Origin of the sequence: Anaerobranca gottschalkii DSM 13577 (genome assembly GCF_900111575.1) — a bacterium.
Taxonomy (GTDB): Bacteria; Bacillota; Proteinivoracia; order Proteinivoracales; family Proteinivoracaceae; genus Anaerobranca; species Anaerobranca gottschalkii.
This window is the reverse complement of the sequence record NZ_FOIF01000029.1, coordinates 1-26037: the sequence shown is the minus strand read 5'-3', so window position 1 is coordinate 26037 and position 26037 is coordinate 1. Positions and strand designations below refer to the sequence as shown.

Below are 26037 nucleotides of genomic sequence, written 5' to 3'. Positions count from 1 at the left end.
AGTTTTATAGTTAAGTTTATCTAACTTCTCAACTACAGGGAGCTCATCCACCTGAAGTTTCCTATATGGTTTATTAACTGGTTCCTTTGAAGGTTTATTAAACACACTCTTTTTAATAAGCAAAGTAATTAAAGTACAGATAATTTCATTTTGCTGCTTGATTATTTCTAAACAATATGTTATAAATTGAGGTAACAACTTGTCACTCCTTTCTTTCTTTGTTTATTTGGTGTGTGTACCTCAATTATGAACGAAGATTAAGGGGGTGGCAAGTTGTTTTTTGTAAAAAGCTATAAATAAAGGTTGTTTAAGCTACTTTTATATAAAAAAAGTTTTACAATACTTATTATACGGGAGGGGGATGGAGATGAAAAAATTATTGTTATTATATAACCCTATTTCAGGTAAAGGGTCTTTTAAAAATAGGTTAGATTATATAATTAGTAAGTTTCAACAAAATGATTACTTAGTAACACCGTACCGGTTAGACGGTGAGAGGGATATATTTAAGAAAATTGATGTAGATGATTATAATCTAATAGTAGCTGCCGGTGGTGATGGTACATTAAATTCAGTGATTAACGATATGGTAAGCAACAATGTAGATCTACCATTGGGAATTATACCTGTTGGAACATCTAATGATTTTGCTAAGCACTTAGGTATTAAAGGAAGCCTTGATAAAAATATAGAAGGAATAATAAAAGGACAAATAAAAACCATCGATATAGGGTATATCAACGGTTGGGGCAGCTTTATAAATGTTGTTAGTTTAGGTAATTTACCTAGTGTAGCCCATAAAACTAATCCAAGTTTTAAGAACAATTTAGGAAAACTGGCATATTACATTAACGTTTTAGGACAGTATCCAGTTTTTCAACCCTTTAAAATACACCTTAAGACTAAGGATAGAGAATTTAATGAAGAGGCTTTATTGTTTTTTGTATTAAATTCCCCTTGTGCCGGTGGTTTTAAATCTTTAGCTCCAGAAGCTAAGGTGGATGATGGAAAATTTGATGTATTGGTAATTAAAAATTGTAAGTTAATAGAAAAGCTCTCCCTTTTTATCAAAGTATTAAAGGGAGAACATCATGATGATCAATGTGTTTTATACTTCCAAACAGATCAATTGATAGTACATAGTGCAGATTGGGTAGAAACTGATGTAGACGGAGAGGAAGGCCCCAATTTACCTATGGAGATAAAATGTTATAAGAAACTTAAAGTTTTTTGCTAATGATTTCTTTAAAGTTTTGTAATATTCTAGCTGTAAAACCCCAGATTATATAATCTTTGTAAATAAAGAAAGGAACTGGATTTTTTCCAACCCTCCAGCGATAATCTTCCCCTTCCCTGATTAGGTGATAGGGGAAGTCTTTTTTAGGTTTAGCTCGTAAGTCTACAATATGTATTTCTGGATCAGTGGCAAGGAGATAATCTAAATCCATGAAAAATAAATGATCTACTTCATCTTCGTTATATTTTATTTCTTCTAGTTGGATATTTTCTAAATATCCAACATAGGGATAGATAATTAAATCGTAAGGGGTGACTAAATAGTCTAGTTCTCCAATAACTTTTATGTTATCTCTACTTATATTCAGTTCTTCACAGGTTTCCCTAAGGGCAGCTTGTAAAAAAGTTTCACCTTTTTCTACTTTACCGCCGGGAAGACACACTTCCCCAGGCTGAATAGTTAAATTATATGAACGGACTTCAAATAATATTTTAAGTCCATCTTTTGTGGGTATTAGGGGTAGTAAGACAGCAAAATTGTTGTATTTTCCTAAGGGTTTACCTTGGTAGTCTTTCAATTTTTTAGTTATGTTTTCTAAGTCCATATTCTAAATCCTCACATTACAGATGTATTTTTTTTTATTTTAACTTAATTTAATTTAAAAGTCACTATGTAGAATATATTTAAAAGTGTAAAAATATTATATTATTGTGAAATTTATGCAGGATTTAAAATGATTATGTAGAAGAATTATTATAGTTAAATTAAGGAGGAGTGAGATTATGGATTCACGGACTATTTTAGAAATGACAGAACAATATAGTGCCCCAAATTATTTACCGCTACCTATAGTGATTTCTAAAGCAGAGGGAGTATGGGTTGAAGATCCTGAAGGAAAACGCTATATGGATATGCTTAGTTCATATTCTGCATTAAATCAAGGACATCGCCATCCTAAAATAATTAGTAGGGTTAAAGAACAATTGGATAAAGTTACTTTGACATCAAGGGCTTTTCACAATGATCAACTAGGTCCATTATGTAAAAAAATTGCCCAAATAACAGGTAAAGAAAAGGTTTTATTGATGAATACTGGAGCAGAAGCTGTAGAAACTGCTATAAAATGTGCTAGAAGATGGGGCTATAAAGTTAAAGGTATTCCAAAAGATAAGGGAGAAATTATAGTTTGTAGTAACAATTTCCACGGTAGAACAGTTACTATCATATCCTTCTCTTCAACAGAAAGTTATAAAGAAGGATTTGGTCCTTTAACACCAGGTTTTAAGATTATTCCTTATGGAGATGTAGAGGCACTAAAAGGGGCGATAAACGAAAATACTGCAGCTTTCTTAGTAGAACCAATACAAGGTGAAGCTGGAGTAATAGTACCCCCTGAAGGGTATTTAAAAGCAGCCTATGAAGTTTGTAAAGAAAATAATGTTTTATTTTTAGCCGACGAAATTCAAACGGGGTTTGGCCGTACTGGTAAATTATTCGCTTGTCAGTGGGAAGGTGTAGATCCAGACATTTACATTTTAGGTAAAGCCTTAGGAGGAGGGGTTATTCCCGTTTCTGCTATTTCTGGTAGTAGTGAACTTCTAAACTTATTTAATCCTGGTTCCCATGGTTCTACCTTTGGAGGTAATCCTTTAGGTTGTGCTTGTGCATCTGCTGCCATCGATGTATTATTGGAAGAAAAATTAGTTGAAAGATCTTTAGAATTAGGACAGTATTTACTAGAAAAATTTAAAGGAATTAACAATCCACATATTGTAGATATCCGAGGCAAAGGTTTATTTATAGGGATCGAATTAGATGAACCGGCGAGGAAATATTGTGAGTTGTTAAAAGAGGAGGGGATTCTCTGTAAAGAGACCCATGAAAATGTAATCAGGTTCGCACCTCCATTAGTAATAACTAAAGAAGAACTAGACTGGGCAATAGAACGGGTATATAAAGTTTTAAACAAATAAGTTAAAAGGCATGGTCAACACCATGCCTTCATTTGCATACTTGATCTTTGCCATTGTATTTACCTCTATATAAAGCTTTATCACCATAATCTAGAAGAATATTTTTAGGATCGTTAATTTTGTCAAAATCTGGAATTTGTTCTGATGAAGCCACACCGATAGTTATGGAAATGGATAATGGTCCATCGGGGGTATCAAATTCTAGTTTTTTTACTTCTTCTAACAGTTTATTAGCGACTATCATAGCTTTTTCTAATGGTGTATCTGGTAACAATATAACGAATTCTTCACCACCAAAGCGGGACGGGAGGTCAGTTTTACGTAGATTAGTAATAAAAAGGCTACCTAGTTCAACTAAAACTGTATCCCCTAATAGGTGGCCATAGGTATCATTAATACATTTAAAGTCATCTATATCACAAACTAAAAGGGATAAGGGAGTTCCCTTTCTTTTACACCGTTCAATTTCTAGTTCCAATTGTTGATCAAAATGTCTTCTATTTGCTAAACCGGTAAGGGGATCTGTCCTTACTAACTCTTCAAGGGTTTTTTGTTGTTCATAGATGGTTTTTACCATTCTGTTTAAGTTTTGGCCTAATTGGGCAATATCATTATTTACATCAATAGTAAAATCATAATTCAAATTGCCTTTAATAACTTCGGCGGTATTTTCTTGTAATTTATTAATTGGGTCGATGATATTTTTCTTAATCCAAAACAGGAAAATAGTGATGATTAAAAGTAAAGATATAATACAAAAGAATAATATTGTTATAAAGGTTTTAGTTACGGTAAATCCATCAAAAAATATAAAGTGAATTGAAATTGGGAGTAAAAGGGAAAGAAAAGCCAGTAATAGTAATGCTAAAATTATTTGTTTACTCAAAATACTATTTTTTAAAAAAAACATTACCTTTCCTCCCCAGGACTTTTGTCTTATATTTTAACATTTTATTTTAAAAAAAGGAAGGGAAAATATTACTAAATGTCATAAAAATTTTTTATATAATCTTTTAATTTTTCAACATTGATATTCTCTTTAACAGATATCTCTACACATTGATAATCTTCCTTTAAAGTTGAAATTACCCAATTTTCGTGGGGTAAATCTATTTTGTTTAAAACCATTATCACAGGTTTTTCTTGTACTTTTAATTCTTCTAAAACTTTATTAACAGTTCTAACTTGTAACAGGGGGTCAGGGCTACTAATATCGACGACATGGAATATTAAATCACAATAGATCACTTCTTCTAAAGTGCTTCTAAAAGCTGCTACTAACTGATGGGGTAAGTTTTGGACAAAGCCTACAGTATCTGTTACAGTATAACTAATTCCTTGGTGGTAGCCTTTTTTAGTAACAGGGTCTAAAGTGGCAAATAATTTATCTTCACCTTCAATTTCACTTTTAGTTAATTTTTTTAATAGAGATGTTTTTCCTGAGTTTGTATAACCGACCAAAGCAATTTTTAGGATATCGCTCTTTTGTCTATTTTTTCTTCCAGTTTCTCTAATCTTTTGGATTTTAGTTAATTCTTTTTTTAATTTATTTATCTTTTCCCTTAAATGTCTTCTATCCATTTCTAATTTGGTTTCACCGGGTCCCCTAGTCCCAATACCTCCACCTAAACGGGAAAGGGTTGTTCCTAACCCTACAAGGCGAGGAAGATTATATTCCATTTGTGCCAGTTCTACTTGAATTTTACCTTCATTTGAAGTTGCCCTTTGAGCAAAAATGTCTAGGATAAGTTGAGTTCGATCTATAATTTTACCAGAGAAAACTTTACTCCAGTTTTTCATCTGGGTAGGTGTTAAATCAAAGCTAAAAATTATCCCATCTACTTCAGTGTTTTCTGAATAAGATAAAATTTCATCTACTTTACCTTTGCCAATAGCAAAATTAACATCAGGTACTTCTCGCTTTTGAATAAAGGTTTGAATAACTTCTCCCCCTGCAGTGTTTATTAGGGAGAAAGTTTCATCAATATAGTATTGGTCTACAGATTGTTTTGGGAGCTCTAAAAAAACTGTTATAAATTTTTCCAAAAAGTTCACCTCACAGAATTTATAGATTTTCAGCCTTTTTATATAAAATATTGATTTCTTTTTGTAATTCTTTGTTCATCTCTGGAACTATTTCTTTTATTTTATTTAAAACTTTAATGGCTTGTTCCTTTAAGTTTTGCTTTAAATATACCCGGACCAAAGCGGTATAAGCAGGGATAAAAAATGGATTTAATGAAAGGGCTTGATTTAATTTTGCTTCACTTTCTTCCCAATTTTCTAATTCAAAATATGCTTTTCCCATATTATAGATAACTTCTAGAGAGTTAGGGCGATAAAATAGAACTTTTTCATAAAATACTAAAGCTTTTTCATATTCCTTTAAATTTAAAAGGATATCACCTTTAATGGCTAAAAAACGGATATTATTATGGTTAGTCTTGAGTATTTCATCTACTACTGCATTGGCTTCTTTATAATTTCCTATTTGTAATAAAGAATATAGTTTATGGCTAAGAATTCCAACAGTTCTTTTTGTTTTTAATAACTTATTGTTGAGAGCAAGGGCTTTGGAATATCTATCGGTCATATTTAAAAAGATTATAGCTTCTTCAGCTTTTTGGGGATTAAAGGTTAATTTAAGGAGGATACCGTAAGCTAAAAGTTTTGTATGTATTTTAATCTCGGAAAGTAGTAAAAAAATCAGGAAACTCCAGTTAGGGAAAAATAAGTTAAAAATAGTATAGCAGTAAATTACACTGGCAAGATAAGTCAATAATTCTAAATTTGTATATAAGTATAAATCATATACAATAAGGCTTAACAAGATATTAGATAAATATTCAAAAAAATTAAATCTAAACCTTCCTTTAGTTTTAATTAAGTAAAGAATGTTAGCTATGATTAGTAAAATAATTTTTTCCATATTCAAATTCCTCCTTAATTTGATTTTATAGCAAAAAAAAACATTGTCAACTTAAAAAACTAAATGGGGTCAGTTGACAATTGGGTAGAAGTAATCTTAAAAAGGAAAAGAATTATGGATTTTTGGGGAAGGAATCAAAATTATGTAAAGTCCTAAAGGACTCACCATAGGTGATATTTGTACCCATACTAGCATAACTAGCCATTTTTCTAACTAGTTGATCATAGATTAAGGTCGAAAATCTTAGTTGACTTCTATGGCATAAAACAGCTTTGATTTTATCATCAATGACTTGGGTAATATCTACTAAAACGTTGTTTTTTCTACTGGCATAGAGATATACCTTAGCACTGCTGTCCATCTCTGTTGCTAATTGGCAGACTGCTTTTCCTACCGCGATATGATCTTTATGGGTAAGAAACTTTAACGGGAAATTATTATCAAAGGTAAAAACAATTTGGGGGTCAACTTCATACCAGATATTACGTATATCCCTCAAAAGACGTTTATAATTTACTTTCATATCAGGATAATGTAAAAATTTCAGATTTTGATAACCAATAACCTTTTGTGCCTTTTTTTGTTCAGCTTGTCTAATGGATCCTAAATTAGGGATATTTACACCCTTTTCCCCGTCAGTTATATCAACGACAGTAACATCAAATCCTTTATCAACTAACAATTTTAAAGTTCCTCCAGCGAAAAACTCCAAATCATCAGGATGTGGAGAAAAGGCTAAAACCTTTCCCCGCTGCTCAAAGAGAATTTCAGAAGCTTTTAATGCCAATTCTGGTTCTACCGGATTTATTCCCTGTTTTACTTTATTTAAAGCAATTAAACCAGCGATAGAGATAGTAGCACCAAAACCTAAAGAAATTAGGAGGTTTTTATTTTTTTTCATAAATAACCATCCTTTCATTATAAGTATGCCGTTAAATATAGCTTTTGGAGAAAAATAGACTTATATACTTTTCTTCCTTAAAATTTTATTAGATTTTTTTATTTTTGGATTAACTTTTATTTAATTTGACATAATAAATATAAGGGTAAAACCTTAAGGAAAAATTTTTAGGAGGAAATTTCATGCAAGGAAAAGTAAAATGGTTTAATTCAGAAAAAGGTTATGGATTTATTGAAAGGGAAGATGGTGAAGATGTATTTGTACATTATTCATCTATACAAGCAGAAGGTTTTAAAAGTTTAAATGAAGGGGACATGGTAGAGTTTGAAATTACTCAATCAGAAAGAGGTCCTCAAGCAACAAATGTGAGAAAAATATAAATAAAAGTGACCGGACAGGTCACTTTTATAATTTTAGACAATTATCTTAAAAGAACTTGGAAATAACTGTTATAAATGATAATATAAATATTGATAAGATTTGCAACTTTTTGTTATCATTCTCGTCTATTTTATAGAGGCAGGGGGGAGCTACTTGGGAGAAGAGATTTTAGTAGAGCGGTTCAAAAGGGGAGATGAAGCTGCCTTTATTATAATTTATGAAAAATACTTTCAAGATGTTTATAACTTCGTCTCATATTCTGTTTCCTTTGAAGCAAGTGAAGATCTAACTCAAGAGATCTTTATTAAGCTATATAAAAGTATGGAAAAGTTTAAAGGTAATTGTTCTTTAAAAACCTGGATTTTTAATATTGCCAGGCGAACCATTTATGATTGGTACAGAACTAAAAGAAGTTTTTTAAATATCGATGATTATAGTAATTCCCTTATAACAAATAAAAATCCAGAGGAAATGTTTGAAAATAATGAGGAATTAAGACAACTGATAGAGGGTTTAAATAAATTAAAAAAAGATTACAAATTAGTAATCTTATTAAGAAAATATCATGGGTTTTCTATTAAAGAAACTGCAGAAATAATGGGATATAGTGAAGGTAAAGTAAAAACTATTCTTCATCGGGGGTTAAAAAATTTACGGGAAATATTAGAAGAAGAGGGTTTTGAAAGGGGGGTAAAAGGAATTGAAAAAGAAATACTTAAATTTTAATGATCTTTTTGAGGGTGGAGGTTTAAGTTTGCCTGATATACCCGTTCAACTAGAAACTAAAAAAAGGATTTTGCACAATATTTTATCAAGTACTCAAAAGAAAAATAACAGAATAAATAATTATTTACAACTACTTAAACCGGCACTTTTTGCCGCTTGTATCTTGCTAATCTTAGGTTTTCCTATAGTAAATTACAATTTAATTCCCCAAAGTATCAATGATGGTTATTATTTAACAGTAGAAGCTAACGTGGAGGGGGCAGAAGTTTATTTCGGTAAAGAAAAAATCGATGTAGTACCTACTACCCAAAAAATTCAAACTGATAATGTAGAGATTAGAGTTGTAAAAGAAGGTTTCTTAGAATGGAAAGGGAGGATTAAAGGAGAAGTTTTAGAAGAAGCTTTGAATTCTTTCTTTTCAACAGGTAAATATCGCCTTTTTAAAGGCCATAACTCTATTAAGTTAATAGTCCAGTTAGAAGAAATTTTAAAAAATACTATATACTTACAATCACAAGAAAGGGCTAAGGTAATCCTCAATGGCAAGTTCTTAGGTGAAACACCTTTATATATAGAATTACAACCTAAAATAAATAAAATAGAAGTTATTCAACCTCTAAAGGAAAAGGTTACCTTTGATATTGTTTATGAAGGGAAACCTCAAGATAAGTTAACGGTTCTAGGAAGGCAGGAATTACAACTAACGGAAAGTGGTTATACCATTTATATTCAAAGTGAAGAACTTTATTTTCCTATAAAGGGGATGTGGCTAGAGGAAAAAGAATACTTGCTGTTAGAAAGTAATGGGAAGGAACAGAGAATAAAAAGTATCGATTTAAGAACAAGAGATATCAGTGTAAAAGAGTTAACAGAAATAGAAGAGAGAATAATAGAAATTTTAAAGGATGATAAAGATTATTTAGAAGTTATAATAGATTTAAAAGACTATCCTTTATTAGAAGATTTACTAGTAGATTTAAATATCCTTTATTTAGATGAAAGGGAGAACCATTTTATAATTTTTGCATTAGATGATTATGTGAATATTTGGCTATATTCCCTTGAGGAAGAGATTTTACAAAAAATATATTAAAATAATTGTAATCGGGAAATCCACTGGGCAACCTAATTTAAAAGGAGGTTGATACAGTGGATTTAATTTGTCCTGTTTGCAATGGTTTAAAAGAGATTTATTTACAATGTCCTATTTGTCATGGGGAGATGGAAGAGGGAGGAAGTCTTCAACAGTTTTTTGATCCATACAGTCCATATTTAAGTCAAGAAATTATGAGTTTAGAAGGAATGTCTGATAAAGTGTGTGTTCATTTAATATTTTGCTCCAATTGCGGAATTGACAAGAGGATATCTGTTAATAAAATTAAGTGGTAAAGGATTTGTTCCCAAAATTTTATTGTGGTAAATTATAACTTTTGTTAAAATATATTAAAGTGAGTTAGTTGTAGGAGGATATTTTATGGATGAAAGAAATAAACAAGGGCAAAGGGTAACTATAATTGGGATGGTAGGTAATGTGGTCCTTACAGGGATAAAAGGATTTATAGGTTTTTTATCGGGAAGTTCAGCTTTGATAGCTGATGCTACCCATTCTTTTACAGATATTTTAGGTAGTGGCGTAGTTTTAGGTGGATTAAAGGTTGCCAGTCAGCCTCCAGATGAAACCCACCATTATGGTCATCACAAAGCAGAATCTATTGTGGCAAAAATAGTAGCTTTAATTTTGATCGGTACAGGTGTAGGTATAGGGTGGAGTTCCCTTAACACCTTTTTACAAGGGAATATCGTTGCTCCAGAAATCTCTGCCCTTTGGGCAGTCCTTTTATCTATTGTGGCCAAAGAAGGGATGTATCAATATACTGCTTATGTAGGTAAAAAAATAAAAAGTAGTGCAGTAATCGCCGATGCATGGCATCATCGGACAGATAGTCTTTCTTCTGTGGCAGCTTTAATAGGAATAGGAGGTGCCCGTCTAGGCTATCCCCAACTAGATCCTTTAGCTGGAATATTTGTGGCGGGAATGATTATTTATAGTGGAGTTAAAATTTATTTAACAGCAATCCATGAATTAATGGATAAAGCACCAGATTTAGAGGTAATTGAGAAAATTAAAGACATAGCTTTAAAGGTCAATGGTTGTAAAGAAATTAACGATATTAAAGCCAGGTATTTAGGTTCAAATATAGTAGTAGATCTAAAAATCTGTGTTAATCCTTATGTAACGGTAATGGAAGGACATGGTATTGCAGCTGAGGTTAAAAAACAAATTATAGAACAAATAGAAGATGTAGTAGATGTATTAATCCATGTCAATCCTTGTACCCATAAAGAAAGGGAAAGTGATTAAAGATAGGTAAAAAAGGTGTGAAGAGATGGTCAAGGAAGTACTAAAGATATTAAAAAAAAACTATCCTGAGGCAAAGTGTGAATTAAATTACCAAACGCCCTTTGAATTGTTAATTGCTACTATATTATCTGCCCAGTGTACAGATGAGAGGGTAAATAAAGTAACAAAGAGACTTTTTCAAAAAGCTAAAACTCCAGAGGAAATATTAAATTTAGGTTTAGAACAGCTAAGGGATGAAATAAAAGAATGTGGTTTATTCAATAGTAAAAGCAAAAACATCATCGCTTGTTGTCAAGAGTTAGTGGAAAAGCACGGAAGTAAAGTTCCCGACAATTTAGCAGCTTTAACAAGCTTAGCGGGAGTAGGAAGAAAAACCGCCAATGTAGTTTTAAGCAATGCCTTTAATATACCTGCTATAGCAGTGGATACCCATGTTTTCCGTGTTGCTAATAGAATTGGTTTGGTAGATGCAAAAAACGTTGAAGAAACGGAAAAGGGACTGATGGCTGTCATTCCTAAAGAAGACTGGACTTTAAGCCATCATCTCTTAATTTTTCATGGCCGGCGGCTTTGTACCGCGAGAAGTCCTAAATGCCATCTTTGTCCCTTAACAAAATTCTGTAAATTTTATAATATCCCTAAGTAATAGCCTATATTAGCTTTAGGGTCAATAACCCCTTTTATTTTTGGTTTTTGACAAGTTAGTAAAGTGGTAACACCAGGTCCATGGCCGGTGATGACACAGTCACTGTGAACTACTACACCAATGGAAACAGCCCCTTTTAAGTAGCCACGGCCATAACTATTATCACAGTCTTCTAGTAAAACGATATCGCCAAACCTCAAATCCCCGATTTTAGCTTGTTCAAAGGCTTCTTTATCTGCAGTCATTATATCATAATCTCCTCGATGGCTGGTAATTGCCCCAATACCTGAGCCCATCAAGTAAGCAGGCACTTTTGTAACAACAGGGACTTCTATAGTTCCATCATCTAAAACTTTGATATTCATCTTTTCTAATAGCTCTGGATCTGTATTATAAACCTTTATATCGGGGCATCCTTCTATTTCTAGACCAGTACCCCAAGCCTTAATTTGAATTTTATCTCCAATATTGAGTTTTTCTAAAGTATCTTGAGGGAAGTAAACTAAGACATGCTCTATGCCACCGTGTTTTCCAGTTACATATCCTTTTTCCCCTTTTGCATCTCCACTAATTACCCTAGCTTCATTCCCGACAGATGCTAAAATATTTAATCCGTCATTGCTTCTAGAATCACTGTTGGCAATACTAACCCCAGGTTCCACATGATCTGCTACAAAACCACAGGTTTTATCTCCTATTTTTACATTGTAAGTAATTCCTCCGGTACCTGGCAAAAATTTAATTTTTCCTTCAGTGGTAATACGAGGGCCATTAGTTTTAGGGTGGGTTATTTCACCACATACAGAAATTTTAACTAATTTTTCTTTGTTAGTTTTCATACTTTATACCTCCTTCTTTAGTGTATAGAAATATTTCGCTATAGAAATATAAAATACCTTTTTTCTTTTAACTAAATAATTTAAAATGCAAAAAAAGGAAAGGTGAGTTTAAATGCATGTTGTACTTGTAGAACCAGAAATTCCACAAAATACTGGAAATATTGCTAGGACTTGTGCTGCCACAAATACTCCTTTACATTTGGTGGAACCTTTAGGTTTTTCTTTAGATGATAAGTACTTAAAAAGGGCAGGACTGGATTATTGGGATCATGTGCAAATACATAGATATAAAAGTTTAGACCATTTTTTTGAAGTTAATAAAGGTGGGAGATTTTTTTATTTAACTACTAAAGGTAAGATAGGTTACCATGAAGTAAAATTTGAAAAAAATGATTTCCTTTTATTTGGGAAAGAAACCAAAGGGTTGCCTGAGGATTTAATTTATAGTAATTATGACCATGCAATAACTATTCCAATGGCACCGGGTAAAGTTAGATCACTGAATTTATCAAATAGTGTTGCTTTAGTACTTTATGAGGCTTTAAGGCAACAGGGTTTTAATTTTTAAAGAGGGGTGTTTAATTTGTTAAAAAAGTATTACTGTTTAAAGGAGATGGGGATCGAAGAAATTATTATAAATAAATCAAGATTTATTGGTCTAGCAACACCTATCGAGTCAGAAGAACAAGCCCAAGGAATCATCGAAAAAGTTAGAAAAGAGCATATGAATGCAACTCACAATGTTTATGCTTATATATTCGGTGAGAATGATCAAATTCAACGTTGTAGTGACAATGGAGAACCCTCAGGAACTGCAGGAAAACCAGTCCTTGAAGTAATAAAAAAAGAAAATTTAAAGAATACATTAGTTATAGTTACAAGGTATTTTGGAGGAATTAAATTAGGAAGTGGTGGACTAATTAGAGCTTATGCCCAAAGTGCTAAAGAAGCAATAGTAAAAGCCAAAAAAGGATATAATCTGTTAATGAATAGTGTGGAGATAACCTTTAATTATCATTACCATGGTAAAATAGAGAACTTTTTATTAAATTATAAGTATGTTAAAGATACAGTGTTTACAGATAAAGTAACAGTTAAGCTCCTCTTGGAAGATGAAGAAATTGAAGCCTTTAAAACAGCTATTTTAAATATAACGGCGGGAAATGCTGAGATCAAATTAACAGGTAAAGAATATGTTTTTGTTGAGGTGGCTACTAATGGTTAGATTTGGCCCTGCAGGTAATTCCAGTCTCTTCTATGATGAAGGATTTAAATCTTCCCTTGAAATACCAAAGTTTCTCAAAGAAAAGGGATTAACAGCTTATGAATATCAATGTGGGAGAGGGGTAAGGGTTAAGGAGGATTTTTGTTTACAATTAAAAGAAGCCAGTGAAGAAAATGATATTCTTCTAAGCATCCATAGCCCTTATTTTATAAATTTAGCATCGGAAGATAAGGAAAAACTTGAGAAAAGCTTTAATCATATTGAAAAATCCCTCTGGGCTGCTGAAAAAATGGGGGCTAAAGTTATTGTCGTTCATCCCGGTTCCATCATTAAAGGAAAACCCCGAACAGAATCTTTAGATAGGGCAAAATCTTTTTTAGAAGAGGTATTAGATAAAACAAAAAATTATAAGGATATTAAAATTGGTCTGGAAACCATGGGGAAAGTTAATCAACTAGGTAGCCTTGATGAAGTTTTATCTCTCTGCCTTTTATCTAATAGATTAAAACCTGTAATAGATTTTGGCCATCTCCATGCCAGGGATGGTGGTTTGTTTAACAAAAAGGAAGAATTTATAAGGGTTTTAGAAAAAATTGGAGAAGTTTTAGGTGAAGAAAGGCTTAGAGATATCCATATCCATTTTAGCCCTATAGAGTATACCCAAGGAGGAGAAAAAAAACATAGGACCTTTGATGAAAGGGAATTTGGACCAAGATTTGAGGATTTTGCCCCTTTGATATTTAAGTATAACTTATCTTCTGTAATAATTTCTGAATCCCAGGATAAGCAAACAGAAGATGCTATTTTAATGAAGGATATATATAATTCTTTAAAGGGAGGGGTTTAGATTGTTTCAAGCTATTTTATTTGATCTTGATGGGACATTACTTCAGTTGGATGTAGAAGAGTTTTTACCTAAATATATAAAAAAATTGAGCTTTACGGTTAAAGAACATATACCATTAGAAATATTCCCTAAAAAACTCTTAGAAGCAACTTATGTCATGGTAGAGGATGATAATCCTAATAAAACCAATGAAGAGGTATTTATGGAACATTTCTTTAAAATAACGGAGGCTAATCCTGAAAAATTACGTCCAATTTTTGATAAATTTTATATTGAGGAATTTCCTAAATTAGGGAATAGTTATCATCCTGTACCAGGGACAAAAGAAGTAATTACACATTGTAAAAATAAAGGATTGAAAATAGTACTAGCAACAAACCCGGTATTTCCTAAACAGGCAGTTTTAGAAAGAATAAAATGGGCAGGTTTAAATCCAGCAGATTTTCATTTAATAACTTGTTATGAAGAGATGCATTTTTGTAAACCAAACTTAAATTTTTATAGGGAAATTTTAAATAAAATCCAAGTTGAACCAGCTAAAACTTTAATGGTTGGTAATGATTGCCAAGAAGATATGGTCGCTTCCCAAGTAGGAATAAAAACCTTTTTGGTGGAAGGGTTTGTAATAGATAGGGGAAAACCTTATCATGCTGATTATCGTGGGAATTTAAGAGATATAATTGATTTAATTTGATTGACTATCTTATAAGGATTTGTTATATTAGTAATAGGAAGAATTACTAGAAAGTGGTGATTAAGATGGAAAAAGGCAGCCGTATGACCAAACAAAGGCAAAAGATTTTACAAGTTATAAAAAGTACAAAAAGCCATCCCACTGCAGATTGGATTTATCAGCAAGTTAGGGAAACAATGCCGAATATAAGTCTCGGAACTGTCTATAGAAATTTAGGTATTCTAAAGGAAAAGGGAGAAATTATTGAATTAAACTATGGTAGTTCCTATAGTAGATATGATGGCAATCCCCATCCCCATTACCATTTTAAATGTACTAAATGTGAAAGGGTTTTTGATTTAGATATACCAGTTTCCCATCAATTACAAAATGAAGTAATGAATAGGGAAGGTCATTTAGTTACAGAACATCGCTTAGAGTTTTATGGTATATGTAAAGATTGTAGAAACTAACCCCAAAATTGGGGATTTTTCTTTAAAAGAAAAAATCAATTCTTTTCCCTTGGAAACCTTAGAAGATATCATATTACAAATAGCTAAAAGAGAATTAAAATATATAGAAATTTTAGGAGGAATATTAGGAATCAAGGACTAATAGTAATAATATTATTATAATTTATCTAAGTTTCCTAAGAAAACAAGGAAGACAGCGGGAACTATTGTTCTTTTGCTGTCTTTAAATATATAGGGAAGTTTTCCCTTAAAACAATTCCTGAAAGGAGATTAGGATTATTATGCAACAAGAGATTTTATATTTTATTATGGTAGATCGTTTTTTCCAAGGGATAAAAGATAAGGAGTTTGATGATATAGATAAAAGTCATCCCAGAAAATTCCATGGAGGAGATATCAAAGGGATAATAGAAAAATTAGACTATATACAAGAGTTAGGAGCAACAGCCCTCTGGATTACTCCGATTTTTAAGAATGATCCCGATGGTTATCATGGGTATTGGGCACAAGACTTTTTTAGTGTAGATCCCCATTTTGGAATTCTAGAGGATTTTAAAGAGTTGGTACAAAAAGCCCATAGAAAAGGGTTAAAGGTGATTTTAGATATAGTAGTAAATCATACAGGAAAAACCCATCCTCTTTTAAAGGAAAAGCCCCATTGGTTTCATCCTTTAGTACCTATTAAAGATTGGGATAACCAAAAGGAAGTAGAGGAAAAGTGTTTAGGGATGTTACCAGATTTGAACCAGGATTTACCGGAAGTCAGTAGTTATCTAATTAATATGTGTAAATGGTGGATTGTTCAAACAGGTTTAGATGGCTTTAGAATAGATACAGTAAAACATGTTCCTAGGGAATTTTGGAGAAAGTTTTGCCAGGAAATGAAAGGGGTAAAGGAAGATATCATTCTTTTAGGAGAAGTATGGCATCCAGATCCCTGTTACTTAGCTCCTTATCAAAAGGATGGAATTAACTCTTTAGTGGATTTTCCTCTATATTATGCTATTACTAAAGTATTTGCTAAAGATGAACCTATGGATAAAATTTCATCAATATTATTGCAAGATCACCTTTATCAAAACCCTTATCTTCTAGGTACATTTATTGACAATCACGATGTACCAAGGTTTTTAAGTGTCGTAAAGGATCGGGGAAAAGAACGTTTAAAATTAGCCCTTGATTTTCTATTCTCAGTAAGGGGAGTACCGATAATATATTATGGGACAGAAACTGGTATGGATGGAGGGGATGATCCCCATAATCGAAAGGATATGGATTTTGAAGGGGATCTTGAATTAAGAAAATATGTTAAAGACCTAATTACCCTAAGAAAAAAATATTTATCTTTATCTTTAGGTTCTCTGAAAGTTTTAAAGGTAACCGATGATGGTATGGTCTTTATTCGGGAATGTGGAGAAGAGCAAGTTGTTATCTTTATTAATAACAGTTTTGATAGTCAAACTTTTGTAGTAAGACTTCCCGATGAATTACAAAGGAAAAGCTGGAAGTTAGTATGGGGTAAAGGGACCTACCAATATTCCTATGAAATAGCATCTTGTATAATACCACCTAAATCTTCTGCCTATTTTCAATTATTTGCCCCTGAAAAATAAAAAACTTTTTTCTGAAAAGTACTATTCCTTTTTCTTACAAATTGTTATAATACAGTTAGATAAATGGTATAAGAACAGGGGGAAAAATTATGAGTGAAACTAAACATGAGAAAATTATAGAATATATAGAAAGCCTTTCAATTGGCTCTAAAATTTCAGTAAGGCGTATAGCAAAGGATTTAAAGGTAAGTGAAGGTACAGCATATAGAGCTATTAAAGAAGCTGAAAATGTTGGTCTTGTAAGTACCATGCCTAGGGTAGGAACAATTAGAATAAAAAAACAAGGGAAAGGAAATATAGAAAAGTTAACATTTGCAGAAATAATTAATATTGTTGAAGGAAGTGTTTTAGGAGGAAGGGGAGGCTTACACAAAACATTAAATAAATTTGTCATAGGTGCAATGGAAATTGATGCTATGGTTAAATATATAGAAAAGGATAATCTTTTGATAGTTGGTAATAGGGTAGAAGCACAAAAAAAAGCTCTAGAATTAGGGGCTGCTGTTTTAATTACTGGAGGTTTTGATACAGAAGATGAAATTAAAAAAATGGCAGATGAAAAAGAACTGCCGGTAATTCAGACAACATATGATACCTTTACTATTGCTACCCTAATCAATAGAGCTATATATGATCGTTTAATAAAAAAAGAAATAGTATTAGTTGAAGATATTTTAGTTTCAAATCCCGATTATTTAACATTAAAGGCAACGGTAGCTGATTGGAAACAAATGGTTAAAGAAACAACCCATACGAGATTCCCAGTAGTAGATGAACACATGAAAGTGGTAGGAATTGTAACAACAAAGGATGTGGCAGGAGCGGACCTCAGCTGTTCAATTGAGAAATTAATGACTAAAAACCCTGTGACAGTTACCCTTAAAACATCATTAGCTGCTGTAGCCCACACTATGGTTTGGGAAGGAATAGAGTTAATTCCAGTAGTAGAGAATAAAAAACTCATAGGTGTTGTTTCTAGACAAGATGTCATGAAAGCTCTACAGCAAGGGCAAAAACAACCACAAGTAAGTATGACTATCAATGACGCAGTTTTAAGTGGTTTTAAAGAAGAGGAAATTCCAGGTGGAATTCGTTTGATTGGTGAAATTACCCCAATGATGACTAACCACATTGGCGGTGCATCTAGTGGGGCTTTGATGATTTTATTAACAAATGCCGCTTATGCTGCTTTAAGAAAGGCTAAATTTTTAGATACAGTTGTAGAAAATGTAACGGTATATTTTTTCAAACCAATTCAAATTGAAAGTCCTGTTTCAGTTGAAGCGAAAATTCTCGATATGGGTAGGAAAACAGGAAAAGTAGATTTAACCATCTATAGCCAAGGAAGTCTTGTTTGTAAATCCCTCTTATCTGCTCAAATATTAGATAGATAGTTATTCTATGAAATTTTCCTTTAACTCTTTGATATTTAACATTATTTGTAATTTTTTTCCTATAACTATATATCGAACATGAAGGATGTATCCTTTGTCTTCTACATTAACAATTCTACCTTCTAAAATATCTATAATTAGTTCAGGGTTTAAGTTATCGATTTTTTCACCCATTAGATTTTTAAGTAGTTCACTAATCTTCTTTTTAAGTTCAAGACTTTTTATAGTGTCTGTTAAATCAGTTTCAATTACTATTTCTTTTATCGTAAGAGTAGGGGATTGTTGTAACTGTTTCTTTTCCAATTGTTGTATAATATTTCGTAATTCTATTACTTGACTTTCTAAAACCTTTTTTTCTAGGTATAATTGATCATAAGCCCTGCCTAATAATATAAGACTTAACACTCCACCTGCCACAATACCTAATATAAATAGGCTTAAATACTTTTTTAAGTTTCTCTTGTTAAAAGGGAAATAAATAATAGCCATCTAACCCTCTCCTTTAGCTAATAAGAGAATAAGAAGATAGCCAATATGGGAACCCCAATAGGCAAAAAGGATTAAAACAATTTGTTTAATAATAATACTTAATTGACCTCCTAGTAATCCCTTTTCAATAGCTTTAATGGTAGAAAAGGTTCCCCCTAAGGCGGCAACTAAAGCCCAAATTTTCAGCCTACTGGCTAGATCTACCATTGTATAGAGGGGAGGACGGCCAGTAAACAAAGTACTTAAGGAACCAATGGTAGAGCCACCTATAACAACACCTAATGCGATAAAGAATTCTAATATTGCCGTTGACCAAAAGTTAGAAATACCGTTATCCATACCATCACCTCTTTTTACAGATAGTGTCCTTGAAAATAGAAATTCATTACATGATAATAAATTATTATTATATGATTAAGATATTTAGAATAGTAAGGGGATAAGTTTTATGGAAATTTACTACATTGATAGAAAAACAAAAGAAAAAAAGAAAGAAATAGTAGCTGGAGATAAGCTTATTAAATGGGCTTATCAGTCCACTTTAGGTAGATCTTTATCTCATCTCCTTTTTAAAAGGAAATTTTTATCATTTTTATACGGTAAATTACAGGAAAAACCTAAAAGTAAAGGGAAAATTTCTAAGTTTGTTGAAAGCCTTGAAATTGATATGACTGAAGCTTTGTTGGAAGATCTAAATGAATATCAGAATTTTAATGAGTTTTTTGCGAGAAAATTGAAACCTGAAGTTAGACCGGTAGTTGCTGACCTTAACCTTTTAGCATCACCTGCCGATGGTAGAGTTTTTGCATATGATAATATTGAGATAAGTAAAGTAGTACAAGTAAAGGGATTAGAATATTCATTAGAAGAATTATTAGGCGATAGTAAACTAGCTGAGAAATATCAAGGAGGAAGCTATTATATTATTAGGCTTTGTCCTGCAGACTATCACCGTTTTCATTTTTGTGACTATGGGGTGCCGGAAAAGACAAGGGAAATCAAAGGATATTACTATTCTGTAAATCCAATGGCATTAAAAGCAATTCCCAAACTTTACTGTCAAAATAAAAGGGAGATAACACTATTTTACTCTGAAAATTTTGGTGAAGTTTTGTATGTAGAAGTAGGGGCAACAGCAGTTGGTACCATTGTCCAAACCTTTAAACCTGGTAAGAAGGTTAATAAAGGGGAGGAAAAGGGATATTTTAAGTTCGGAGGTTCAACGGTACTTCTCTTTTTCCAAAAAGATAAAGTAAAAATTGATGACGATATATTGGAAAACACCAAAAAAGGCTTTGAAACTAAAGTTAACATGGGAGAACAAATAGGAAGAAAGGTTTAGTAAAGGAAGGTGAAGTAAATGGAAATAATGGATAACAAATATCAACCTTTTGTTCACCTTCATGTCCATACACAGTACAGTTTATTAGATGGAGCTGGGAAAATAAAAGATTTAGTGGCTAAAGCAAAGGAATTAGGGATGCCTGCCTTAGCAATCACAGATCATGGTAGTATGTATGGCGTTATTGAATTTTATAAAGAATGTAAAAAGCAGGGAATAAAACCTGTTATAGGTTGTGAAGTATATTTAACCTTAGGTAGTCGTTTTTCTAAGGATGGCAAAAAAGATGAAAATATCTATCATTTAGTCCTTTTAGCAAAGAATAATCAAGGGTATAAAAATTTAATGAAACTAGTTACTAAGGGCTATACTGAAGGATTTTATTATAAACCAAGGATTGATCTGGAACTATTAAAAAGTTATAATCAAGGGCTGATTTGTTTAACCGGTTGTTTAGGAGGAGTTATTCCCCAATTTATTTTACAAAATGATTATCAAAGGGCAAAAGAACATGCTGAAGAGCTGGTGAAGATTTTTGGACGGGAAAATCTTTATTTAGAAATCCAAGATCATGGACTATTGGAACAAAAAGAAGTAAACACAAAATTGGTGGTACTGGGAAAAGAATTAAATATTCCTCTAGTTGTAACTAACGATATTCACTACACTACCAGAGAAGACAGTACTCCCCATGATGTCCTTTTATGTATACAAACAGCAAAAACAATAGATGATGAAGATAGAATGAAATTTCCCAATGATGAATTTTATTTAAAATCCAGGGAAGAGTTAGAACATAATTTTATTCACTTGAAAGAAGCTTTAGATAATACAGTGGTTATCGCTGAAAAATGTCATGTGGACTTTGATTTTAATACCACCCATTTACCCCAATATCCCGTGCCAGAAGGTGAAACAGTAGATAGTTATTTAGAAAAGCTGTGTTTAGAAGGCCTTACTTGGAGATATCAGGAAATAACTCCAACGATAAAAGATAGATTAACTATGGAACTAAATGTTATAAAAAACATGGGGTATAGTGGTTATTTTTTGATAGTCTGGGACTTTATCCGTTTTGCCAAAGAAAATAATATCTTAGTAGGTCCTGGAAGGGGATCAGCAGCTGGTAGCCTTGTGGCATATACTTTAGGGATTACCAATATAGACCCTTTAAAATATGATTTGCTTTTTGAACGTTTTTTGAATCCAGAACGGGTTACAATGCCTGATATTGATATAGATTTTTGTTATGAACGTAGAGAAGAAGTTATAAATTATGTTGTAGAAAAATACGGGGAAGATAAAGTAGCACAAATTATTACCTTTGGTACTATGGCTGCTAGGGCAGTGGTTAGAGACGTTGGAAGGGCAATGGGAATTCCCTATTCTGATGTAGATAAAATAGCAAAACTTATACCTATGGAATTAAATATGACTATTGAAAAAGCTTTACAAATGGAACCGACATTAAAACAGCTCTATGAGCAGGATAGTACTATTAGGGAACTAATTGATATATCCCTCTCTTTAGAAGGAATGCCCCGTCATTGTTCTACCCATGCAGCAGGAGTAGTTATTTCCAAGGAACCATTAATGGAGTATGTGCCTTTACAGGTTGTAGATAATAAAGCCGTAACCCAATTTCCAATGGGCACTTTAGAAGAACTAGGTCTTTTAAAGATGGACTTTTTAGGGTTAAGAACTTTAACTATAATCAACAATGCTGTAAACATTATAAAGAAAACTAAAGGCATCAATTTAAATATGGACAAGTTATCCTACGACGACCCTAAAACATATAAATTATTATCTGAAGGGAAAACTTTAGGGGTGTTCCAATTAGAAAGTAGTGGAATGCGCAGCGTTTTAAAAGAGTTAAAACCAACTAAATTTGAAGAAATCATAGCAGTAGTAGCCCTTTATCGTCCAGGGCCTATGGAACAAATTCCCACATTTATAAAAAGTAAACATGGTGAAATACCGATAACTTATCCCCATGAAAAATTAGAAGATATTTTAAAAGAAACCTATGGTATAATGGTATATCAAGAACAAATAATGAGGGTAGCTTCAGAGTTGGCAGGTTTTACTTTAGGACAATCGGATATTTTAAGGCGAGCCATCGGTAAAAAGAAAGCCGATGTATTGGCACAGCAAAGAAAGCTATTTATTGAAGGGTGTTTAAATAATGGTTTAGATGGAGAAACGGCAGAAAGAATTTATGATTTAATAGTAAAATTTGCTGATTATGGTTTCAACAAATCCCATGCCGCTGCATATGCAGTATTAGCGTATCAAACAGCTTATTTAAAAGCTAATTACCCAACAGAGTTTTTAGCTGCTCTATTGACTGGGGTAATGGGTTCAACAGATAAAGTTGCCCTTTATATCGATGACTGTAAAAGCTTAGGCATTGAAGTACTGCCCCCTGATGTCAATGAAAGTTTAAAAAATTTTACTGTCGTAGATGGAAATAAAATTCGCTTTGGTCTTTTAGCGGTAAAAAACCTTGGAGAAGGGGTGGTAGATGATATCATCGAGGAAAGGGAGAAAAACGGTGTTTTTAAATCCATTGAAGATTTTGTTTCTAGGGTTAACAATGCTAATCGAAGGGTTTTGGAAAGTCTTATTAAAGCAGGAGCCTGTGATACATTAAACCCCAATAGAGCTCAACTGTTAAGCTCTTTAGATTTAATTTTGAATTTCTGTGAAGGTAAGAGAAAACAAAAGGAAAGTGGGCAAATATCTTTATTTGAAATGATAGGGGATATGGGGGATTCTTTGGTACTTCCTAGTATTCCAGGGTATACGACAAAAGAAAAATTAGCTTTAGAAAAAGAAGCTTTAGGTCTATATATAACAGGACATCCGTTAAATGATTATCTTTCTATATATGAAAAAGGTGTCATCAACACTTTAGATTTGAAGGAAGGGGAAGATAATCAAAGGGTAAATGTTGCAGGTGTCGTTTCAGGTTATAAAAAAATATTTACCAAATCCGGTAAACCTATGGCCTTTGTGGAACTAGAAGATATGTATGGAATAGTTGAAGTTGTCGTTTTTACAGAACAGTTTTTAAAACATTTACCTAAATTATCTTCAGATGAACCTATAGTAGTTTCTGGAAGAATTTCTTTAAAAGAGGAAGAAGAGCCTAAAGTTGTATGTCAAGAGATATTTAGTATAGATGAGTTTTATTCATTAGGGGATATAAATGGAACCCAAAAGCTATTTATCCGCTTAAATTATGATGAAGGGTTAATAACTAAATTAAATTTTTTACTTCAAAGGGTGAAGGGGAAAAATGAAGTATTCTTTTATTTAGAAGATAAAGGTAAAGTTATAAAGGCTTTAAATAAAGTGGATATAACCCCTACATTATTAGAGTCTATTGGGGAACTTGTCGGCAAAGAAAATGTAAAAATCAAATAATACCCAAATAAAATGGAGAGGAGTGGCAGAATTTGAAAAAGCTAATAGTAGATATGTTGGAAGAAAGGGGTGTAGGAATTAAGGATATAGCAGAATTGGTTTATGAACTGCAAAAACCTTATATCTCTACTTTAACCTTAGAAGATTGTATGGAAAATGTCGGTAAGGTTTTAGAAAAGAGGGAAGTTCAAAATGCAGTATTAACTGGCTTAGTATTGGATATCTACGCAGAAAAGAAATTGCTTCCTGAACCTTTGCAAACAATTTTAGAAACCGATGAAGGTCTTTATGGTATTGATGAAATTTTAGCTTTAAGTATAACTAATATCTATGGCAGTATAGGTTTTACAAATTTCGGATATTTAGACAAAATAAAAATCGGGATATTAAAGGGGTTAAATAATAAGATTCAAGGTAAAGTAAATACCTTTTTAGATGATTTGGTAGCTGCTATAGCAGCTTCGGCAGCATCAAGAATTGCCCATCAAGATAGAGAAGAAGTGATTTAACGCGTTAAGCCGTTGCGGTTGACTACTGCAATGGCTTTTATTATAATCTAATTAGGAATTTACTAAATTTTAGGGAGGAATAGGCATGCGAGAAGAAGCTCTAAAACTTCATAAGGATAATCAAGGGAAATTGGCAGTTGTCAGTAAAGTAGAACTAAAAGATGCTAGGGATTTAAGTTTAGCTTACTCACCAGGTGTAGCAGAACCTTGTATAGAAATACATAAAGATAAAGAAAAGGTATATGATTATACTGCTAAAGGAAATTTTGTAGCAGTTGTTTCTGACGGAACGGCAGTGTTAGGTCTTGGGGATATTGGCCCTGAAGCAGCAATGCCAGTTATGGAAGGTAAAGCTGTATTATTTAAAGCCTTTGCTGGAGTTGATGCTTTCCCCATCTGTATAGATACTAAAGATATAGATAAAATTGTAGAAGTAGTAAGATTACTACAACCTACTTTTGGTGGAATTAACCTTGAAGATATTGCAGCACCTAATTGTTTTGAAATAGAAAAAAGATTAAAAGAAATTTGTGATATACCTATTTTTCATGATGATCAGCATGGAACGGCAATTGTTACAGTAGCTGGGTTAATTAACGCCCTAAAAATAGTTGGTAAAAAAGCTGAGGATGTAAAAGTTGTAGTTAATGGTGCAGGGGCTTCTGCTATTGCAGTAACAAAATTAATAATGGGTTTAGGTGTAACGAATATTATTATGTGTGACAGTAAAGGTTCCCTTTATGAAGGCAGAACTGAAGCTATGAATCCATATAAAGATGAAATGGCTAGAATAACAAATCCTCAAAATTTAAATGTATCTTTAGCTGAAGCTTTAGTAGATGCCGATGTCTTTATTGGACTTTCAATTGGTAATGTAGTTACAGAAGATATGGTAAAAAATATGGCAAAAGATCCAATAATTTTTGCTATGGCCAATCCTACTCCTGAGATTTCACCAGAATTAGCTAAAAAAGCTGGAGCTCGAGTTATTGGAACCGGTAGATCTGATTATCCTAACCAAGTAAACAACGTATTGGCATTCCCTGGTGTCTTTAGGGGTGCTCTAGATACTAGGGCTAGGGATATAAATGAAGAAATGAAAGTAGCTGCTTCCCGTGCTATTGCTTCCCTTATTTCAGAAGAAGAATTAAACGAAGAATATGTAATACCAAAACCCTTTGATCCAAGGGTTGCACCAGCTGTTGCTAAGGCTGTAGCTATAGCAGCAATGGAAACTGGTGTGGCAAGGATTAATGTGGATCCAGAAGATGTTTTTAAAAGGACAAAGGAATTAGCCAGCATTAAATAAGAGATGCCCAAAAGGGCATCTCAGACTGAAGACAAACTATAGACAAAGTCAACATCAGCTGTGGTAATTAAACAAAGATACGATTAAGTCGAGGAGATAGATTTAAGAGCTGATTAGATAAAAGGAAGAAGGGGTGAGGAACAGGACGTTCCGAAAGCTCTATTGAGCCATGGATGGCGAATTAGGGCGGTACCCTTCTTCCTTTTAGATAGAAGCCTTAAATCTCGACGGAGACTTTGTTAGAATGTTTAATTACCACAGCCTTTAGAAAATGACTTTGTCTACAAACTGAGATGCCCAAAAGGGCATCTTTTTTTGAAAAATAGCAGGAATTCATAAATTGTAGTAGAATAAAATAATTGTCTCTAAATTAAATTGATAAAGTACTAATTAGAAAAAGGCATAGTGTAAAATTGTTGTAGGAAAAATGCAAATAAAAAAATACAAGAGACCACTCTTTTTGGTAAAATAAAAATTGACAAAACAAAACAATCAAAAAGGAGGGTCTCTTGTGAATATAATTATACAACAAAAATGCGAAGAATTCATCAATAAAGTTTTAGAATTTTTTTCAGAAGATGAAACTCGAATAATGGAGGAAATAGAAACAAATTTAAAGGAGCTAACAGATAATTTTATACTGGAGATGATGAGAACTTATTTTGAATTGATTGATAGAAAAATTGTTGAAGATAAAGTTGAACGAAAGCAAAAAGGAATTGTAATTGAGCGAAAAA

Annotated in this window: 28 protein-coding genes and 1 pseudogene; 20 read left to right on the top strand and 9 right to left on the bottom strand. The window is 32.5% G+C overall.

All coding sequences use genetic code 11. The annotated features are described in order from the left end of the window. On the bottom strand, positions 1 to 198 hold a 198-nt coding region (locus BMX60_RS07765), incomplete at its 3' end, for a transposase (protein ID WP_091350938.1). 169 nt (positions 199 to 367) lie between these two features. On the opposite strand from BMX60_RS07765, the gene BMX60_RS07760 reads away from it, so the two are divergent. After that, a complete protein-coding gene (locus tag BMX60_RS07760) occupies positions 368 to 1237 on the top strand; it encodes a YegS/Rv2252/BmrU family lipid kinase (protein ID WP_177159744.1) in 870 nt (289 codons plus the stop codon). On the opposite strand, the gene BMX60_RS07755 is transcribed toward BMX60_RS07760, so the two are convergent. Then, positions 1221 to 1841, bottom strand: a complete 621-nt coding sequence (locus BMX60_RS07755) for an NUDIX hydrolase (RefSeq protein WP_091350935.1) — start codon at positions 1839 to 1841, stop codon at positions 1221 to 1223. The genes BMX60_RS07760 and BMX60_RS07755 overlap by 17 nt on opposite strands. 178 nt (positions 1842 to 2019) lie before the next feature. Between BMX60_RS07755 and BMX60_RS07750 the strand changes: the two genes are divergently transcribed. Then, a complete protein-coding gene (locus BMX60_RS07750) occupies positions 2020 to 3210 on the top strand; it encodes an ornithine--oxo-acid transaminase (protein WP_091350933.1) in 1191 nt (396 codons plus the stop codon). 28 nt (positions 3211 to 3238) lie between these two features. Here the strand turns inward: BMX60_RS07750 and BMX60_RS07745 are convergent, their stop codons facing one another. The 4 genes from BMX60_RS07745 to BMX60_RS07730 all read right to left on the bottom strand — a co-directional run bounded on the left by BMX60_RS07745 (position 3239) and on the right by BMX60_RS07730 (position 7040). Beyond that, entirely contained in the window at positions 3239 to 4120 is an 882-nt protein-coding gene (locus tag BMX60_RS07745) for a GGDEF domain-containing protein (RefSeq protein ID WP_091350932.1), read from the bottom strand. Positions 4121 to 4191: 71 nt separating this feature from the next. Then, positions 4192 to 5256, bottom strand: coding sequence for a GTPase HflX (hflX, locus tag BMX60_RS07740; protein ID WP_177159743.1), 1065 nt, complete (start codon positions 5254 to 5256; stop codon positions 4192 to 4194). 19 nt (positions 5257 to 5275) lie between these two features. Continuing rightward, positions 5276 to 6139: a tetratricopeptide repeat protein gene (locus BMX60_RS07735; protein ID WP_091350929.1), complete on the bottom strand. Its 864-nt coding sequence runs from the start codon at positions 6137 to 6139 to the stop codon at positions 5276 to 5278. A 112-nt stretch (positions 6140 to 6251) separates the two neighbouring features. Beyond that, on the bottom strand, positions 6252 to 7040 hold the full coding sequence (locus BMX60_RS07730) for a PIG-L deacetylase family protein (protein ID WP_177159742.1): 789 nt from the start codon (positions 7038 to 7040) through the stop codon (positions 6252 to 6254). A 182-nt stretch (positions 7041 to 7222) separates the two neighbouring features. On the opposite strand from BMX60_RS07730, the gene BMX60_RS07725 reads away from it, so the two are divergent. From BMX60_RS07725 to nth, 6 genes are all read left to right on the top strand, one after another. Continuing rightward, on the top strand, positions 7223 to 7420 hold the full coding sequence (locus tag BMX60_RS07725) for a cold-shock protein (protein ID WP_091350925.1): 198 nt from the start codon (positions 7223 to 7225) through the stop codon (positions 7418 to 7420). Positions 7421 to 7574: 154 nt separating this feature from the next. After that, the gene (locus tag BMX60_RS07720; RefSeq protein WP_177159741.1) at positions 7575 to 8147 is read left to right on the top strand and encodes an RNA polymerase sigma factor; all 573 of its coding nucleotides are present in this window, start codon (positions 7575 to 7577) and stop codon (positions 8145 to 8147) included. Beyond that, a complete protein-coding gene (locus BMX60_RS07715; RefSeq protein ID WP_091350922.1) occupies positions 8122 to 9240 on the top strand; it encodes a PEGA domain-containing protein in 1119 nt (372 codons plus the stop codon). The genes BMX60_RS07720 and BMX60_RS07715 overlap by 26 nt, the downstream gene beginning before the upstream one ends. Before the next feature lie 56 nt (positions 9241 to 9296). After that, positions 9297 to 9536, top strand: coding sequence for a hypothetical protein (locus tag BMX60_RS07710; protein ID WP_091350920.1), 240 nt, complete (start codon positions 9297 to 9299; stop codon positions 9534 to 9536). Between the two features lie 85 nt (positions 9537 to 9621). After that, positions 9622 to 10509 (top strand): cation diffusion facilitator family transporter, encoded by an 888-nt coding sequence (locus tag BMX60_RS07705; protein WP_091350918.1) that lies wholly within the window; start codon positions 9622 to 9624, stop codon positions 10507 to 10509. Positions 10510 to 10534: 25 nt separating this feature from the next. Continuing rightward, positions 10535 to 11155, top strand: a complete 621-nt coding sequence (gene nth / locus BMX60_RS07700) for an endonuclease III (protein ID WP_091350916.1) — start codon at positions 10535 to 10537, stop codon at positions 11153 to 11155. On the opposite strand, the gene BMX60_RS07695 is transcribed toward nth, so the two are convergent. Next, a complete protein-coding gene (locus tag BMX60_RS07695; protein ID WP_091350915.1) occupies positions 11137 to 11994 on the bottom strand; it encodes a DUF4438 domain-containing protein in 858 nt (285 codons plus the stop codon). The two genes, nth and BMX60_RS07695, sit on opposite strands and share 19 nt — an antisense overlap. Positions 11995 to 12106: 112 nt before the next feature. Between BMX60_RS07695 and trmL the strand changes: the two genes are divergently transcribed. From trmL to BMX60_RS07655, 7 genes are all read left to right on the top strand, one after another. After that, positions 12107 to 12562 carry a tRNA (uridine(34)/cytosine(34)/5-carboxymethylaminomethyluridine(34)-2'-O)-methyltransferase TrmL gene (gene trmL, locus BMX60_RS07690; RefSeq protein ID WP_091350913.1) on the top strand — a complete coding sequence of 152 codons (456 nt, stop codon included), beginning with the start codon at positions 12107 to 12109 and terminating at the stop codon, positions 12560 to 12562. A 15-nt stretch (positions 12563 to 12577) separates the two neighbouring features. Next, entirely contained in the window at positions 12578 to 13219 is a 642-nt protein-coding gene (locus BMX60_RS07685; protein ID WP_091350911.1) for a YigZ family protein, read from the top strand. After that, positions 13212 to 14066 carry a TIM barrel protein gene (locus tag BMX60_RS07680; protein ID WP_242945739.1) on the top strand — a complete coding sequence of 285 codons (855 nt, stop codon included), beginning with the start codon at positions 13212 to 13214 and terminating at the stop codon, positions 14064 to 14066. Before BMX60_RS07685 ends, BMX60_RS07680 begins: the two co-directional genes overlap by 8 nt. A 1-nt stretch (position 14067) precedes the next feature. Then, positions 14068 to 14760 (top strand): HAD family hydrolase, encoded by a 693-nt coding sequence (locus BMX60_RS07675; protein ID WP_091350908.1) that lies wholly within the window; start codon positions 14068 to 14070, stop codon positions 14758 to 14760. A gap of 53 nt (positions 14761 to 14813) precedes the next feature. Further along, a complete protein-coding gene (locus BMX60_RS07670; RefSeq protein ID WP_242945738.1) occupies positions 14814 to 15212 on the top strand; it encodes a Fur family transcriptional regulator in 399 nt (132 codons plus the stop codon). A gap of 281 nt (positions 15213 to 15493) precedes the next feature. Beyond that, positions 15494 to 16825, top strand: a complete 1332-nt coding sequence (locus BMX60_RS07660) for an alpha-amylase family glycosyl hydrolase (protein ID WP_091350902.1) — start codon at positions 15494 to 15496, stop codon at positions 16823 to 16825. Between the two features lie 89 nt (positions 16826 to 16914). Beyond that, positions 16915 to 18219, top strand: a complete 1305-nt coding sequence (locus BMX60_RS07655) for a DRTGG domain-containing protein (RefSeq protein WP_091350897.1) — start codon at positions 16915 to 16917, stop codon at positions 18217 to 18219. Here the strand turns inward: BMX60_RS07655 and BMX60_RS07650 are convergent, their stop codons facing one another. After that, positions 18220 to 18708, bottom strand: coding sequence for a sporulation membrane protein YtrI (locus BMX60_RS07650; protein ID WP_091350895.1), 489 nt, complete (start codon positions 18706 to 18708; stop codon positions 18220 to 18222). Next, the gene (locus BMX60_RS07645) at positions 18709 to 19047 is read right to left on the bottom strand and encodes a YtrH family sporulation protein (RefSeq protein WP_091350893.1); all 339 of its coding nucleotides are present in this window, start codon (positions 19045 to 19047) and stop codon (positions 18709 to 18711) included. It abuts the gene before it with no gap. Positions 19048 to 19156: 109 nt separating this feature from the next. Between BMX60_RS07645 and BMX60_RS07640 the strand changes: the two genes are divergently transcribed. From BMX60_RS07640 to BMX60_RS07620, 5 genes and pseudogenes are all read left to right on the top strand, one after another. Further along, positions 19157 to 20050 (top strand): phosphatidylserine decarboxylase, encoded by an 894-nt coding sequence (locus BMX60_RS07640; RefSeq protein WP_091350891.1) that lies wholly within the window; start codon positions 19157 to 19159, stop codon positions 20048 to 20050. An 18-nt stretch (positions 20051 to 20068) separates the two neighbouring features. Next, entirely contained in the window at positions 20069 to 23482 is a 3414-nt protein-coding gene (locus BMX60_RS07635) for a DNA polymerase III subunit alpha (RefSeq protein WP_242945737.1), read from the top strand. A gap of 32 nt (positions 23483 to 23514) precedes the next feature. Then, the gene (locus BMX60_RS07630; protein ID WP_278276552.1) at positions 23515 to 23991 is read left to right on the top strand and encodes a phosphatidylglycerophosphatase A family protein; all 477 of its coding nucleotides are present in this window, start codon (positions 23515 to 23517) and stop codon (positions 23989 to 23991) included. A 79-nt stretch (positions 23992 to 24070) separates the two neighbouring features. After that, positions 24071 to 25300, top strand: coding sequence for an NADP-dependent malic enzyme (gene ystJ / locus BMX60_RS07625; RefSeq protein WP_091350889.1), 1230 nt, complete (start codon positions 24071 to 24073; stop codon positions 25298 to 25300). A 511-nt stretch (positions 25301 to 25811) separates the two neighbouring features. Next, positions 25812 to 26037: pseudogene (locus BMX60_RS07620) on the top strand (ISLre2 family transposase); the annotation flags it as partial.

Excerpts from the sequence above, each read along its gene's own strand:
- BMX60_RS07640 (WP_091350891.1), top strand. The coding sequence starts at position 19,157 with ATGGAAATTTACTACATTGATAGAAAAACAAAAGAAAAAAAGAAAGAA.
- BMX60_RS07645 (WP_091350893.1), bottom strand. The coding sequence starts at position 19,047 with ATGGATAACGGTATTTCTAACTTTTGGTCAACGGCAATATTAGAATTC.
- BMX60_RS07730 (WP_177159742.1), bottom strand. The coding sequence starts at position 7,040 with ATGAAAAAAAATAAAAACCTCCTAATTTCTTTAGGTTTTGGTGCTACT.
- BMX60_RS07745 (WP_091350932.1), bottom strand. The coding sequence starts at position 4,120 with ATGTTTTTTTTAAAAAATAGTATTTTGAGTAAACAAATAATTTTAGCA.
- BMX60_RS07750 (WP_091350933.1), top strand. The coding sequence starts at position 2,020 with ATGGATTCACGGACTATTTTAGAAATGACAGAACAATATAGTGCCCCA.
- BMX60_RS07725 (WP_091350925.1), top strand. The coding sequence starts at position 7,223 with ATGCAAGGAAAAGTAAAATGGTTTAATTCAGAAAAAGGTTATGGATTT.
- BMX60_RS07680 (WP_242945739.1), top strand. The coding sequence starts at position 13,212 with ATGGTTAGATTTGGCCCTGCAGGTAATTCCAGTCTCTTCTATGATGAA.
- BMX60_RS07650 (WP_091350895.1), bottom strand. The coding sequence starts at position 18,708 with ATGGCTATTATTTATTTCCCTTTTAACAAGAGAAACTTAAAAAAGTAT.
- BMX60_RS07695 (WP_091350915.1), bottom strand. The coding sequence starts at position 11,994 with ATGAAAACTAACAAAGAAAAATTAGTTAAAATTTCTGTATGTGGTGAA.
- BMX60_RS07635 (WP_242945737.1), top strand. The coding sequence starts at position 20,069 with ATGGAAATAATGGATAACAAATATCAACCTTTTGTTCACCTTCATGTC.
- BMX60_RS07660 (WP_091350902.1), top strand. The coding sequence starts at position 15,494 with ATGCAACAAGAGATTTTATATTTTATTATGGTAGATCGTTTTTTCCAA.
- trmL (WP_091350913.1), top strand. The coding sequence starts at position 12,107 with ATGCATGTTGTACTTGTAGAACCAGAAATTCCACAAAATACTGGAAAT.
- BMX60_RS07705 (WP_091350918.1), top strand. The coding sequence starts at position 9,622 with ATGGATGAAAGAAATAAACAAGGGCAAAGGGTAACTATAATTGGGATG.
- BMX60_RS07760 (WP_177159744.1), top strand. The coding sequence starts at position 368 with ATGAAAAAATTATTGTTATTATATAACCCTATTTCAGGTAAAGGGTCT.
- BMX60_RS07735 (WP_091350929.1), bottom strand. The coding sequence starts at position 6,139 with ATGGAAAAAATTATTTTACTAATCATAGCTAACATTCTTTACTTAATT.
- BMX60_RS07655 (WP_091350897.1), top strand. The coding sequence starts at position 16,915 with ATGAGTGAAACTAAACATGAGAAAATTATAGAATATATAGAAAGCCTT.
- nth (WP_091350916.1), top strand. The coding sequence starts at position 10,535 with ATGGTCAAGGAAGTACTAAAGATATTAAAAAAAAACTATCCTGAGGCA.
- BMX60_RS07755 (WP_091350935.1), bottom strand. The coding sequence starts at position 1,841 with ATGGACTTAGAAAACATAACTAAAAAATTGAAAGACTACCAAGGTAAA.